The organism is Synoicihabitans lomoniglobus (genome assembly GCF_029023725.1).
Taxonomy (GTDB): domain Bacteria; phylum Verrucomicrobiota; class Verrucomicrobiia; order Opitutales; family Opitutaceae; genus Actomonas; species Actomonas lomonigloba.
On record NZ_CP119075.1, the window covers coordinates 823,053 to 836,016 of the forward strand.

General features: G+C 61.2%; 13 protein-coding genes. 2 read left to right on the forward strand and 11 right to left on the reverse strand.

Annotated features, from left to right (window positions below; all coding sequences use genetic code 11):
- The first annotated feature begins 220 nt into the window (after positions 1 to 220).
- Entirely contained in the window at positions 221 to 1,597 is a 1,377-nt protein-coding gene (locus PXH66_RS03055; protein ID WP_330930357.1) for a GntP family permease, read from the forward strand.
- Between the two features lie 739 nt (positions 1,598 to 2,336).
- On the opposite strand, the gene PXH66_RS03060 is transcribed toward PXH66_RS03055, so the two are convergent.
- A complete protein-coding gene (locus PXH66_RS03060) occupies positions 2,337 to 2,738 on the reverse strand; it encodes a hypothetical protein (RefSeq protein WP_330930358.1) in 402 nt (133 codons plus the stop codon).
- Positions 2,739 to 3,205: 467 nt separating this feature from the next.
- Positions 3,206 to 4,105: an alpha/beta hydrolase gene (locus PXH66_RS03065; protein ID WP_330930359.1), complete on the reverse strand. Its 900-nt coding sequence runs from the start codon at positions 4,103 to 4,105 to the stop codon at positions 3,206 to 3,208.
- A gap of 262 nt (positions 4,106 to 4,367) precedes the next feature.
- On the opposite strand from PXH66_RS03065, the gene PXH66_RS03070 reads away from it, so the two are divergent.
- On the forward strand, positions 4,368 to 5,138 hold the full coding sequence (locus tag PXH66_RS03070) for a S1/P1 nuclease (protein WP_330930360.1): 771 nt from the start codon (positions 4,368 to 4,370) through the stop codon (positions 5,136 to 5,138).
- Between the two features lie 48 nt (positions 5,139 to 5,186).
- Here the strand turns inward: PXH66_RS03070 and PXH66_RS03075 are convergent, their stop codons facing one another.
- From PXH66_RS03075 to PXH66_RS03115, 9 genes are all read right to left on the reverse strand, one after another.
- Positions 5,187 to 5,726, reverse strand: a complete 540-nt coding sequence (locus PXH66_RS03075) for a hypothetical protein (RefSeq protein ID WP_330930361.1) — start codon at positions 5,724 to 5,726, stop codon at positions 5,187 to 5,189.
- A 24-nt stretch (positions 5,727 to 5,750) separates the two neighbouring features.
- On the reverse strand, positions 5,751 to 6,068 hold the full coding sequence (locus tag PXH66_RS03080) for a DUF6614 family protein (protein ID WP_330930362.1): 318 nt from the start codon (positions 6,066 to 6,068) through the stop codon (positions 5,751 to 5,753).
- A 55-nt stretch (positions 6,069 to 6,123) separates the two neighbouring features.
- Entirely contained in the window at positions 6,124 to 6,672 is a 549-nt protein-coding gene (gene sufT, locus PXH66_RS03085) for a putative Fe-S cluster assembly protein SufT (protein ID WP_330930363.1), read from the reverse strand.
- An 85-nt stretch (positions 6,673 to 6,757) separates the two neighbouring features.
- A complete protein-coding gene (gene sufD / locus PXH66_RS03090) occupies positions 6,758 to 8,065 on the reverse strand; it encodes a Fe-S cluster assembly protein SufD (RefSeq protein ID WP_330930364.1) in 1,308 nt (435 codons plus the stop codon).
- 51 nt (positions 8,066 to 8,116) lie between these two features.
- Entirely contained in the window at positions 8,117 to 9,553 is a 1,437-nt protein-coding gene (gene sufB / locus PXH66_RS03095) for a Fe-S cluster assembly protein SufB (RefSeq protein WP_330930365.1), read from the reverse strand.
- 90 nt (positions 9,554 to 9,643) lie between these two features.
- Complete coding sequence (gene sufC / locus PXH66_RS03100; RefSeq protein ID WP_330930366.1) at positions 9,644 to 10,417, reverse strand: Fe-S cluster assembly ATPase SufC; 774 nt, start codon at positions 10,415 to 10,417, stop codon at positions 9,644 to 9,646.
- Positions 10,418 to 10,475: 58 nt separating this feature from the next.
- Positions 10,476 to 10,898, reverse strand: a complete 423-nt coding sequence (locus tag PXH66_RS03105) for a Fur family transcriptional regulator (protein WP_330930367.1) — start codon at positions 10,896 to 10,898, stop codon at positions 10,476 to 10,478.
- Between the two features lie 198 nt (positions 10,899 to 11,096).
- Entirely contained in the window at positions 11,097 to 12,062 is a 966-nt protein-coding gene (locus PXH66_RS03110) for an aldo/keto reductase (protein WP_330930368.1), read from the reverse strand.
- Between the two features lie 16 nt (positions 12,063 to 12,078).
- Positions 12,079 to 12,798, reverse strand: coding sequence for a creatininase family protein (locus PXH66_RS03115; RefSeq protein WP_330930369.1), 720 nt, complete (start codon positions 12,796 to 12,798; stop codon positions 12,079 to 12,081).
- Positions 12,799 to 12,964 lie beyond the last annotated feature (166 nt).

The following is a 12,964-nucleotide window of genomic DNA, read 5'->3' on the forward strand; positions in this document are numbered from 1 at the left end:
GTCGGCCGAGCCGTGCGGGAGTTGAACGTTGCGAGGTAAGCTTTGCGACGGAAACGGTATCGGCTTGGCGTGGCGGAAGTCGCCGCCTACGCCTGTAGCGCTTTACCCCTTCTTAAATCCTGCCCATGTATCTGCCTTACCCCGCATTGCTGGAGCGCCCTGTTGGTGTGCTCGCGAATTTTGAGTTGTCTGAGTCCGTTGGAGCGAAGGGAGGTCGGTCATGACCGCGTCGCTGTTGCTGGCCCAGTCGACGCCGGTCGCGGGTCCCATGTTCGCGCTCGCGGTGGGGGTGGTGTTCGTGGTGCTGAGCATCGCCAAGTGGAAAATCCATCCGTTCTTCGCGTTGATGGGGGCGGCGGTCGCGGTGGGGTTGGTGACCGCGTTGGGTGGTTGGTCCGAAATGGCACCGATCAAGGCGATCAGCCAGGCGACGGCGGCGTTGGGCAAATCGGCCGGAGGCATTGCGGTGATCATCGCCATGGCGGCGGTCATTGGCGAGTGCCTGACGGTGAGTGGGGGGGCCGAGCGGGTGGTCAACGGATTGCTCCACCTGTGGGGCGAAAAACGCGTGGGCATCGCGTTGTTGGTGGCGGGACTGGTTTTGGCGATCCCGGTCTTTTTTGACACGGTTTTCCTCTTGTTGCTGCCACTGGCCCGCGTGTTGGCCGTGCGCACGGGCAAGGATTACATGTTTTACGTGCTCGCGTTGTGCGCGGGCGGAGTGATTGCCCACAGCACGGTGCCGCCGACGCCGGGACCGCTGTTGGTGGCGGAAGAGTTGGGGTTGAGTTTGGCGGTGACGATTGGCGTGGGTTTGGCCTGTGCGGTCGTGCCGGCCGTCGGCGCGTTGATGGTGGCGCGTTGGGTGGGCGTGCGGGTGAAAGTGCCGCTGCCGTCGTTGGGTAAAGATGCCGGTCCCGCGGACGCGGGACCGCTGCCGTCGTTGGCGGGGTCACTGGCTCCGGTATTGTTGCCGTTGATCATGATCGGTGGTGCTTCGATCTGGGGATTGATGAGCGAGGGTGATGTGCCCACCTGGGTTAGTTTTGCGGGCGACAAACACGTCGCGCTTGGTGCCGGCATGATTGCGGGCCTGATCCTTGCGTTGGTGAGCCCACGCGGCTCCGGTCATTCCCTGCATAGTTTGCTGGGGCGACCACTCGAACTGGCGGGCCCCATTATTCTCATTACCGCCGCCGGCGGGGCGTTTGGCGCCATGTTACGCGAAGCGGGCATCGGGGGCGCGATCACGGCCATGGCGGAAGGCAAGCAGCTCAATTACGTGCTGCTCGGCTGGTTGCTGGCGGCCGTGGTGCGTGTGTCCCAAGGTTCGGCGACGGTGGCCATGATCACTGCCACCGGAATGCTCACGGCGGCGGCCGGAGAGACCGGCTGGGGCGTGAATCCCGTCTTTGTTTTTCTGGCCATCGGCTATGGCAGCATCGTTTTGTCCTGGGCCAACGATTCCGGCTTTTGGTTGGTCAGCCGCATGTGCGGTTGGGACGAACGGACAACCCTCAAGAGTTGGACCGTGGTGCTGTCGGCCGTTTCGCTGCTGGGCCTCGCGGAAGTGCTGGTGCTGTCAGCTATTTTCTAAGTGGAACGATTTTCCCTGGGTTCGGTGTCGGGCAGATTCTGCAGGGTGCGACGCACGCGACGGGTGGAAATGCGCAGGCGAAGCAGCCGTCGACCGAGTGCATGTGAAGCCGTAAGCTCGGCAAATTCCGCTAGTTCCGAGTTCAGCGCCCGCGTGCTCCGGAGATCGCCAATGGCGCGCAGACACAGGAGATCGGTTTCGAAACCATAACGGCAAGACCGCCTGCACAAGGGCCACACCCACCGGAGCGGGGCGTGCAAAGCGATCTGGAACAGGTGATCCGTGAATGCCTCGAGGGGCAAATCATGGGCTGAGCAATAGCGTTCCGCGAAAGTGTGTTGAAATGGTGAGTTACTTCGCCGGGAGTGGCGTTTGGACGTCGGAGGCGGCGAACTGAGCTCGATAGACGATCGCAACGGGCGGGAGTGAGTTGAGTTGGGCAACGGAGGAAAATCGAAAGTTCGATGCGAACGGGAGACTTCGTCGAAATCGCAAGGATGCGATCCGGCGGGTTTCCCGGTCGTGGGTCGTGGTTAAAGTGAACGCACGAAAAATTCATGCGGCGGCGCACGTGAGTGCCCCTCTCCCATGCGAAAATCGCGACCGAATCGGGCCATGCACAACATGAAATGTGCCCATCCCCTCAAACGAGGGGAGATAACGGGCCCTCGTTGACGACTGGCACCCGACGGGAGTGGCATCGTGCCGGGTGGCTGGGATGGGAATCGAAGCCTTTGAATCAGTCCTTCGACTTTGGTTTCTCCGGTTTAATCAAACTGCCGCGAGCACTGAATGGGGAAGACGTTCCCGCGGAGGCCCCTCGCAAGACGCGACGAAGGCGGTGCGTGGACAGGCGTTGTCGAAGCACCCGTCGGAAGAATGACTGATTTCGGGGGTGGTAGGAGAATTCAACCAGTTCGTCCTCCAGGTCGCGGTGGGATTTAAGCGTCGCCGCTATCCGGATACAATCGAGGTCGACGTCAAGATAGTCGGCCAAGGAGACTTTGAAGAACGGCCAGAACCAACGCAACGGAGCATGCAGACTGCGAGCGGCAACGTGATGCAAAAACAGCTCCGAAGGGATGTGGTGGGCGCGGCAATAACGTTCCCCGTAGGTGGAACGAGTTTCGACGGTGTGCATGCGAATAGGTGATCTTGGCGCGAAAATAGACGGTGAAAACGGAGATGAAACAAACCAGCGATCGAGGCATTCACGGTTCGGGAATTGGCAGGGCGTCAATTGAGCAAATGACACCGCTTATTCAGCAGACCATGTGCTGATTCGGCGCGGTTCGCTCTCGCCAGTTCTCGCGGGGTGTCGGCGGTTTCGTGATGGCTCGATCGAGCTCTGGCATTTAATTCCTGTTTATAAGATAGTTAAGGAACAGGGAATTTAGAGTGGAGTGTCTTTGGGGGATGCCGTGGTGATAAGAATTCGGTATTCGCGATTGAGGTGAATTGCGGGGAGGCGAATTGGTTAAGACAGCAGGAACCCGTCAGTCAGGAGCGGGAGAATTTTCATTCTTTCATGATTCGCGGTCATAGTGATGAGGGCCAACGGGCTCGTGTCGCCGTGGGCCAGAGAGCGATCCTGCGCCGGCCGGTGGATCAACGTCGGGCGGGAGCGGGATGCCGATACCCGAGATCATCCAGCCATTCCGCCGCCCTTTGCGGCCAGTCGGTGACACGCTGACCGATGGCGCGCAAACCGTAGCCGTGTCCACCGGATGGATACAGGTGCATGGTGGTGGGGACCTCCGCCGCCTGGAGGGCGGCGTAGTAGTTGATCGAGTTCTCCACGTTGGCGTGATCGTCCTGCGTTTGAACGATAAAAGTTGGACAGGTTTTGTCCGCGGCCGGCGCCACTTCAGGCGACACCCCGTGTTCACCCCGTCGTAGGTAGCCCGGGTAAATGATCATCGCGAACGCGGGCCGACAGCTCAGATCGTCCGCCGCGTCGATGGGGTCGTAGGTGCGCCGTTCGTGGTTGTTGCTCAAAACGGCCGAGAGATGGGCGCCGGCGGAGAAACCCATGATGCCGATGCGGGCCGGATCGATCCCGAATTCCCCGGCGCGCGCACGCACAAGGCCCATGGCTCGCTGGGCGTCTTGGAGCGGGAGTTCGTGACGCTCGAATCCTTCGCGTTCGGGGACGCGGTATTTGAGCACGATGCCGGTGATGCCGAGGGAATTGAGCCAAGCGCAAATCTCGGTGCCCTCCTTGTCCATCGCGAGGCGGGCGTAGCCGCCGCCGGGGCAGACGATCACGGCAGTCCCCGTGTTGGTGGCGGCAGGGGCAGGGTGGAACGTGATCGTTGGAACCGTAACGTTGGTGACGCGAGTGACTTCCCAGATGTGATGGGCGGGATCAGCGGGGGAGGTCTCAGTGACCTCGGCGGGAATGCCTGCAGGATCATCCGGCGCCGTGCCAGGCCAGAGGCGGACGGGATCGGTCGGGGCGGCGGCCAGGGAAAGGCCGAGGAGCAGCAGGACAAAAAGTGATTTCATGGCGGGACTCATCCAGCCCCAAATGGCCGTAGCACACAAACGTGCAGGCGGGAGTTTGAGCATACGTTGAGTCGGTTGGAGTCGATCTCGGCTGGAAGCGCGATTCGATGCGGCTTCCGTGCCCGAGTGCATGATCTGTTGTGGGTCGAATCGGTGTCGTCGCGGTTACATTTTCGCTCGATCGCCCCTCTGGGGCCGTGCCGGGCAGTCACGGCCGGATGCGCGGTTGACGAGAGGAAGATGGTTTGCGACTGAGACACCCATGCGTGTTTCGATCGTTTTGATTTTGGTTTTTCTGGCCGTAAGCCCGGCAAATGCTTGGGGGCCGGTCGGACATCGCGTGACCGGTGCCTTGGCGCAGCCTCTGCTGACTCCCAAGACAGCAGAAGCGGTGCGGGCGATCATCGGGAGCGAGACCTTGGCTGAGGCCTCTACGTGGCCGGACGAAATGCGCTCCGATCCTGCTCCGTTCTGGCAGCATACTGCTTCACCCTGGCACTACGTCACGGTGCCGGAGGGCAAGACCTACGCTGAAGTAGGCGCGCCGGAGGAAGGCGATGCTTACACCGCGCTCCAGCAATTTGCCCGAACCTTGCGGGACCCTTCCGCGAGCTTGGCCGACAAGCAGCTGGCGTTGCGTTTTACGGTGCACTTGGTCGGCGACCTCCACCAGCCGCTGCATGTGGGCAACGGTCAGGACCGGGGCGGCAATCAGGTGAAGGTCAACTTCATGCGCGAGGACACCAACCTGCACTCGGTCTGGGATAGCAAGCTGATCGAACGTCGCAAACTGTCGTATTCGGAACTGGCCGCGTTTTTGGCGCGCCGCATCACTCCGGAGCTCCGTCAGGAATGGTCGACGGCTGATCCGCTCATCTGGATGGCCGAAAGCGCCGAGATCCGCGACACGATATACCCCGAAGGCGCCACAATATCGTGGGACTACGGCTACCGCAGTGATCCCATCGTCGATCAACGCCTCGAACAAGCCGGCGTGCGCCTCGCTGCTTATCTCAATGAGTTATTCAAGTGAGGAGTAGGAGTCTTGGTGTGGCCGGGGCAGGGCCTAGCTTCTCCATTGCTATTCCTTGATCGGATTCGAACGGGTTTCCTCAAATGCGGTAAGCATGCGCCGCGCCGTATCCTGCAGGACGAATTCTTGCGGAGGCCGGCTGAGCACGGATTGAGCAAAATCGCGGTAGCGCCACGTCGGGGCTTTGGCCATGCTGAGCAGCACGCCGGCAACGAAGCGTTCCTCGAGGGGTAAGCGAGCAACGTGGAGGATCGTTTGCTCGATCGACGCCCGCTGGGTCGCGGTGAGTTCGGCGGATCGTTCCGCCTGAATTGTGGCCAGCAAGGTCGTGCAACGCACCAGCACCAGGCTGCGACTCGTAGATCCAAGGTCTTCGTCCGCTTCGACCTGGGGCACCATTTCCACAACACGAATGGCTGCGTCGATGGGCAGAGATCGGAAACTCTCCCAGTCCTTTTCCATCGGCTCGTCCCACGTGAGAAGTCGTAGGATTGAAACCGGAGTGCCGGGTGGGTGGGCCAGCTGAGCCGGTGCAAGGGAGGCCCCGAACAATGTGAGGAAGAGTATCGACGAGGCGCGACGAGTCATCGTTCAGGAGTGGGAACGGCGATTCTATGAATCGAGTGCGTCGAAGATTTCGACGTGAAAATTGGAGACTACATCGACGACCGCGCCGTGAAAACCGTGGAAAATTCCGCGCGTGGCTTGAGCTTTCATGGCGATGTCGAGGGCGGCTTGATCGGTAAACTCGACGAGGGCGTGATAGCGGGGAAGTGGGGTGCGCGGCCGCTCGCCGGTGTTGCGCAGGAGTCGAAAAGCGTTCGCCTCTTCTGTTTGCGTCAAGGAAGCGAGAAATTCACGCACGGTCCCCAACCCGGATGCTTCCTCCACGCCGGGCTTGAGATCGAACCAGACGGGATAGTGAAGCATCGGCGGTGGAGAGCGCGAGCGAGCTCGCGGCCTACGTTGGGCGGTGGAACTGCGGTCAGATCAGACCGAGGACCATTTTGCCCTCTTCGCTGATCATCGACTGCGTCCAGGCGGGTTCCCAGACGAGGCGGACGTCGGCCGACGATACGCCGGGGACGAGGATGATCTTGCTCTTGGCGTCTTCGGCGATGGCCGGGCCCATGCCGCAGCCGGGGGCGGTGAGCGTCATGGCGACATCGACTTTGTAGCCTTGGTCGTCGTCGAGTTTGATGACGTCCATGGAGTAGACAAGGCCGAGATCGACGATGTTCACGGGGATCTCGGGATCGAAGACCTTCTTCAATTGATCCCACACGGCATCGGGGTCGGGTGACCCGTCGGCCGTGGTCGCGGCCTCGATGGTTTCAACCACGACTTCCTCACCGATGGCGTCGGCGTCCTGGCTGTCGAGTTTGTAGAGTCCGGTATCGGTTTGCACCGTGTAGCTGCCGCCGAGGACCTGGTGGATGAACACCTTGGAATCGGCGGAGAGCGTGTGTTTGTCCCCGGACGGAATCTGCGTGGCGGTGACGTCGCGGGAGAGGATGCGATCGCGGTTTTGCATGGATGGAGCTTTCAGCCATCAGCCCGTGTCAGCAATCTTTTGGTCGTTCAGCCCGACCGTTGTTTGCTGGGAGCTGACCGCCGGTTTATTTCTTAAACTTGGACTGAATCAGGTCGCTGAGGACGGCGTGGAGATGTTCGTTCTCGAGCTTGTTGAGGACTTCCTCGAAGAACCCGAAGACGATGAGCTCGTGGGCCTTCTTGGGATCGATGCCGCGGGAAGTGAGGTAGAACAATTGTTCTTCGGGCACGCGGCCGGAGGTCGCGCCGTGGGAGCACTTCACGTCGTTGGCCTGAATCTCCAAGCCGGGGAGGCTGTTGGATTCCGCCTCGTCGGAGAGCAGCAGGTTGCGGTTCGTCTGGTAGGCGTCGGTCTGCTGGGCATCGGGATCGACGACGATGAGACCGGAGAAAATGGTCTTCGCCTTGTCGAGCAGCGCATTCTTGTAGAGCAGATCCGAAGTGGTGTGGGGAGCCTGGTGGGATTGCAGGGTGCGTTGATCGAACTCCTGATTTTCCTTGGCCACGGTGAGGGCGAGCATGTCGCAGTGGGCACCGGGACCTTGCAGGCGCGAATGCGATTCGTGACGTGCCTGGCGCCCACCGAGATGGATGTTGAGGCAGGTGATACGGGCGTCGCGTTGGGCGGTGAGGCTGTTGGCCTGGAAGGACAGCGTTTCGTGCGACCAGTTTTGCGCGCCGACGTAGGTGAGCTTCGCGTTCTGACCCGCGTGCAGGTCGTTCACGCCGGAGGCGAGGTGAGCGAGTTTGTCGCCGGACACGAAGAATTCCACGAGAGTGGCTTCGGCTTCGTCTTCGAGGGCCACGATGGTGTGGGGGAAGATCGACTGTTTGTCGCCGGTGATGGTGTGTTGCACCACGAACGGGAGGTCGACCTTCACGCCCTTGGGCACGTAAAGGAAGGTGCCGCTGGCGGTGAAGGCGATGTTGAGCGCGATGAATTTCTCACTGCCGAGATTGACCGGATGCTGCTGGAAGTAACGGCGCACGAGGTCGGGGTGATCGCGCAACGCTTCGTCGAGGGGCGCGAAGATCACGCCCTGTTTCGCGAGTTCACGCGACAGGCTGGTGCGGCCGACGACCTGGCGGTTGGAAAAAATGATTTCCTTGGCGTGCGGGAAATTCGGCAGATGCGGGACCAGGCTCGCATGTTCCTCGGGCACGGTAAAACCGTCGAGGGCGAGACCACCGAGATTGGCGAAGCGCCAGTTCTCGTGGTTGCGGGCGGGCATGGGCGTGGCGGTGAACTCGTTCCAGGCCTCCTGTTTGGCGGCGGTCCACCACGCCGGCAGGTAGCTGCGCTGGGCGAGGTGCATGGAGAAGCGTTCGGCGTCGAGACCCGTAAAGGGTGAGGCGGAGACAGAAGTGGACATAGTAAGACTACTGATAGCTGAAAACGGATTGGGCAGGCTGTTGGTTGGCCCTCAGCCGACGGAACCTTCCATTTCGAGGTCGATGAGGCGCTTGAGTTCGACGCTGTATTCCATGGGGAATTGGGCGACGAGGTCGTTGACGAATCCGTTGACGGCGAGGCTCATGGCCTGCGCTTCGGACAAGCCGCGCTGCTGCATGTAGAAGATCATTTCTTCGCTGACCTTGGAGACGGAGGCCTCGTGCTGCACGGCGTGGTCATTGCCGCGCACGGTGATGGCCGGGTAGGTGTCGGTGCGGGAGTTGGAGTTGATCAACAACGCGTCGCACTCGGTGTTGTTTTTGCAGCCCTTGAGATGCTTGGGGATGTGCACGACGCCGCGGTAGGTGGAACGCCCCTGGCCGACGGAGATCGACTTGGAGATGACGGTCGAGGTGGTGTTGTTGGCGGCGTGGATCATCTTGGCGCCGGTGTCCTGATGCTGGCCGTCGTTGGCGAGTGCGATCGAGATGACCTCACCGCGCGCGCCTTCGCCCTTCAGCACAACGCCCGGGTATTTCATGGTGAGGCGGCTGCCGATGTTGCAGTCGATCCACTTGATCTCGGCACCCTCGTGGGCGAGGCCGCGCTTGGTGACGAGGTTGTAGACGTTGGCCGCCCAGTTTTGGACGGTGATGTATTGGATCTTCGCGTTCTTCATCGCGACGAGCTCGACGACGGCCGAGTGCAGGGTCGCGGTGGAGAACTTGGGGGCGGTGCAGCCCTCCATGTAGGTGACCTCGGCACCTTCATCGACGATGATCAGGGTGCGCTCGAATTGGCCGAAGTTTTCCGCGTTGATGCGGAAGTAGGCTTGGAGTGGTTGCGAGACCTTGACGCCGGGAGGCACGTAGATGAACGAGCCGCCGGAGAACACGGCGCTGTTGAGCGCGGAGAACTTGTTGTCGGAGGTCGGGATGACCTTGCCGAACCACTTTTTGAAAATCTCGGGATGCTCGCGGAGGGCCTCGGTCGAGCCCATGAAGATGACGCCTTCCTTGGCCACGATCTCCTTGATGTTGGAGTAGGCGGCTTCGGAATCGAACTGGGCTTCCACGCCGGCGAGGAACTTGCGCTCCTGCTCGGGGATGCCGAGTCGCTCGAAGGTCTTTTTGATATCGTCGGGCACCTCATCCCAGGTGCGCTTGGGGGCCTGGCCTTGGGAAAGGTAGTAGCGGATCTTGTCGAAATCGATGTTGTTGAGATCCTTGGTCGCCCAGTGGGTGGGCATGGGCTTGTCGAGGAACGTCTGGAGGGCCTTGAGGCGGAACTCGAGGATCCACGGCTCTTCCTTTTTCACGTCGCTGATGTAGCGGACGGTGTTCTCGGTCAATCCGGCTCCGGCGTCGTAGTCGTATTTGACGTCGTAGGTGAAATCGCCGGCGGACTGGTCGATGCCTTCGGCCGGGTTCTCGGCCACGGGGGCTTCGAGTTCGGTGGGTGGCTTCATAATGAAAAGATTAAGTTTTGAGATTAAGTTTAAGGATCTGCGTCGGCGTTGAAATGGTCTTCAACTTCGACTTGCGATTTCAACTCGCCGTCAGGCGGTCGCGGCTTCGGCGAGCTCGCTCTTGACCCAGTCGTAGCCCTTTTCGTCGAGCTCTATGGCGAGGTTTTTGTCACCGCTCTTCACGATGCGACCGTCATACATGACGTGCACGAAATCCGGCACGATGTAGCCGAGGAGGCGTTGGTAGTGGGTGATCATGAGCACGCCGAGGTTGGCGCTGCGTTGGCGGTTGACGCCTTCGGCCACGATCTTGAGGGCGTCGATGTCGAGGCCGGAGTCGGTTTCGTCCATGAGGGCGAAGAGCGGCTCGAGCATGGCCATCTGGAGAATTTCGCAGCGTTTCTTTTCGCCGCCGGAGAAGCCATCGTTGACGGAACGGGAGGTGAACTTGCGGTCGATCTTCAGTTCGTCCATTTTGCCGTAGAGCTTTTTGTAGAACTGCGGGGCGTTGATGTTTTCGCCCTCGCCGAGACGGGCTTGTTCGGCGGCGCGGAGGAAGTTGGCGATGGAAACGCCGGGGACTTCAGCCGGGTATTGGAAGGCGAGAAAGATTCCGGCGCGGGCGCGTTCATCGGGCTCCATTTCGAGGATGGATGTGCCGTCGATGAGGACATCGCCGCCGGTGATCTCGTAGTCGGGATGCCCGGCGATGGCCTTGGAGAGGGTCGATTTACCCGTGCCGTTGGGGCCCATGATGGCGTGAACTTCGCCGGTTTTGATCGTGAGGGAGAGTCCCTTGACGATGGGCTGATCGGGAGTGGCGGTGAGGGCGACGGTGAGGTCTCGGATTTCGAGGGTGTTCATGTTGATTTTGAAAAAGCTGAAACGCTGAAAATTAAAAATTTGAAAGTGGTGGGGCCGCTCAGGATTCGGTGGTGTGGCCGTGAAAGTTGATTTCGATGTGCTTGGCGGCGTAGCCCGTGGGCAGGAGGGATCGCAGCTGTTCGAGCAGATTGGGCGGCAACTCGATATCGAGCGTGCGACCGGCTTCGTCGTGAAAATGGGCGTGCGGATGCAGGTTGGGACAGTAGCGGGTCGGCGCGCGCTCGAAATTGACGGCCCGCACCAGCTCGTGTTGCACGAGCGCTTCCAGGCAGTTGTAGACGGTGGCCAGAGAAATGGTCGGCATGACCTCTTTGACGCGGGCAAACACCTCGTCGGCGGTGGGGTGGTCGCGCTTGCTGAGCAAGACTTGGAAGACGGTTTCGCGCTGCGCGGTGGGGCGGAGTCCACACGCGGTGAGGCGATGGGACAAGGGGTCGGGGGATGCGGTGGCGGCAGTCATGTGGCGTGAGGAAAGGACACCGAAATTGGAATGGTTCCAATTCGCAAGATGGAATTGGAATAATTCTAAATAGCGCCCATTTGCTTCGGCTTTGGTGCCCCGACGCGGGGAGGCAGCATGGATCGCGCGCGAGCACGCTCCTACATGTTGGATGGGGAGATGGGCGGTGGTCGGAGCAAATTCCTCCACCGCATCCGTTTACGCCGGAGGGAATTCCTTCACGTGCAGCTCACGAGCCTGAGCCAGTTCCGCCGCGGTGTAGGATGCGGCTTCGGACGCACCGGCGCAGTCGACGATTTCGTGCACGTGGCGAGAACCAGCGAGCACGGTGGAAACGCGAGGGTTATCGAGCACCCAGCGCAGCGCGGCTTGGGGCATGCTGGATATGTCGCCGCGCACGAGAAGATCCCGATAGCGGTTGGCGGTTTCCACGCGTTCCACGATCTCGTCGCGGGAGTAACGGGCATTGATGGTGCCGGGCGCAAACGTGGTCTCCGGCGTGAATACGCCGGCGAGGAAACCGTTGGCGAGCGACTCGCGGGCGACGACACCGATGTCGGCCGTCCCGAGATCGTTGATGAGCGTCTCGAGCTCCCGGTTCATGAGGCTATAGACGACTTGCACGACATCGATGCGGCCGTCTCCGGCCCATTCACGGGCCATTCCCATGGTCTGTTCGGGCAACGAAATGGAGTGGCCCACGGCACGCACTTTGCCGCTGGTCTTCAGATCCTCGAGTGCCTGCCAGACACTGTCTTCGATCTGTTCGGGGCCGAAGGGAGAATGGAAAAACAACACGTCGAGGCGGTCGGTGCCGAGCCGACGCAAACTGTCTTCCACCGAAGTGGTGACGCCCTCGGCGTGGAAGAACGTGTTGAGATGACCCTTGGTGGGGTAGCGGCCGAATTTCGTGGCGATGGTGACGCGGTCGCGGTCGGAGCCGAGGCCTTTTCCCAGCACTTTTTCCGCGATGCCGTCCTCCTCTTTCGTCCCGTAAAGCGGTGCCGTATCAAAGAACGTGATACCGGCATCGAGGGCGCCGCGAATGGCGGTGTGGGCGTCGTTGGTTTCGACCCCGCCGTAGACCGGCGATCCGAGGGCCCAGGTGCCAAATCCCACTTCACTGACGGAAAGGCCGGTGCGGCCGAGCGTGCGATATTTCATAAAAACTATTTCCGGATTACGGGTTAAGGGCGGCGGCGATGCGGTCGCGGGCGGCAGCGACGAAGGCTGCGGCATACGTGCGACCTTTCTCGGTGCTGGCCGGGCGGGGGTCCGGTCCCCAGACCGCGTCGTCGGCGAGCGTGGGCTCGCGATCCGCCGGCAGTCGAGTCAGGTCGACACAATCCGGATCCGTGGCCATCAGCAGCGACACCTCACCGAGGGCGGCGTGGTTGACGACGAACAACTCCGGGGAAACCAGATCGGTCTCGGACGTGGCGATCACGTGTGTGGCCGGATGGCGCTCATGGGCGGCGGCGGCCTCTTCTTTGATGATGTCGTAGTGCGGTTGGCCCACGTGGCCGCACAGGGCAAACACCACGCGGAAACCTTCGTCGGCGAGCTGATCAAAGTGTTCGCGGGCGAGTCCCCGCAGCAGCGATTCGCTGAAGTCGAGCGAGTGGCGGGGAAACTTCAGGTCGGGCGCCGTTTTGATCGTATTGGCCGCCACGTAAACGGGGGGCAGCACGAGTCCGCCTGCCTCTGCGGCCAGAGCTTGGCAGAGACCGTGGGCCTTGAGGCCATCGAGGCCCACGGCGGCGTGGTGGCCGTGGTATTCGAGCGCGCCCCACGGTAGATACACCACCGGGTGAGCGGTGGCGATGCGTTCGATCTCCGCCGGCATCAACCGTTCATAGCAACCCCAGCGGGACGAGGCAGTGGAAGTGGGCGGTGGCATAGCCCCAAGGGGGTTGGCCGACGCAGGTTCGGGCAAGTTGAAAGATCATGAAAATTCGGGCCGCCCGGGCGGAGGGCGGAACCGGGGAAATGGGTGGAACTTCGTAGGGGCCGGTTACGTAAGCTTCGGACGAAATTGAACTTAAGGTTCCGGCGGAGAGCCCGAA

What these genes read in the sequence shown, in the direction of transcription:
- PXH66_RS03070 (WP_330930360.1), top strand. Translation starts at nt 4,368, where the DNA reads ATGCGTGTTTCGATCGTTTTGATTTTGGTTTTTCTGGCCGTAAGCCCG.
- sufT (WP_330930363.1), bottom strand. Translation starts at nt 6,672, where the DNA reads ATGCAAAACCGCGATCGCATCCTCTCCCGCGACGTCACCGCCACGCAG.
- PXH66_RS03060 (WP_330930358.1), bottom strand. Translation starts at nt 2,738, where the DNA reads ATGCACACCGTCGAAACTCGTTCCACCTACGGGGAACGTTATTGCCGC.
- PXH66_RS03080 (WP_330930362.1), bottom strand. Translation starts at nt 6,068, where the DNA reads ATGCTTCACTATCCCGTCTGGTTCGATCTCAAGCCCGGCGTGGAGGAA.
- PXH66_RS03065 (WP_330930359.1), bottom strand. Translation starts at nt 4,105, where the DNA reads ATGAAATCACTTTTTGTCCTGCTGCTCCTCGGCCTTTCCCTGGCCGCC.
- sufD (WP_330930364.1), bottom strand. Translation starts at nt 8,065, where the DNA reads ATGTCCACTTCTGTCTCCGCCTCACCCTTTACGGGTCTCGACGCCGAA.
- PXH66_RS03055 (WP_330930357.1), top strand. Translation starts at nt 221, where the DNA reads ATGACCGCGTCGCTGTTGCTGGCCCAGTCGACGCCGGTCGCGGGTCCC.
- sufB (WP_330930365.1), bottom strand. Translation starts at nt 9,553, where the DNA reads ATGAAGCCACCCACCGAACTCGAAGCCCCCGTGGCCGAGAACCCGGCC.
- PXH66_RS03110 (WP_330930368.1), bottom strand. Translation starts at nt 12,062, where the DNA reads ATGAAATATCGCACGCTCGGCCGCACCGGCCTTTCCGTCAGTGAAGTG.
- PXH66_RS03105 (WP_330930367.1), bottom strand. Translation starts at nt 10,898, where the DNA reads ATGACTGCCGCCACCGCATCCCCCGACCCCTTGTCCCATCGCCTCACC.
- sufC (WP_330930366.1), bottom strand. Translation starts at nt 10,417, where the DNA reads ATGAACACCCTCGAAATCCGAGACCTCACCGTCGCCCTCACCGCCACT.
- PXH66_RS03075 (WP_330930361.1), bottom strand. Translation starts at nt 5,726, where the DNA reads ATGACTCGTCGCGCCTCGTCGATACTCTTCCTCACATTGTTCGGGGCC.
- PXH66_RS03115 (WP_330930369.1), bottom strand. Translation starts at nt 12,798, where the DNA reads ATGCCACCGCCCACTTCCACTGCCTCGTCCCGCTGGGGTTGCTATGAA.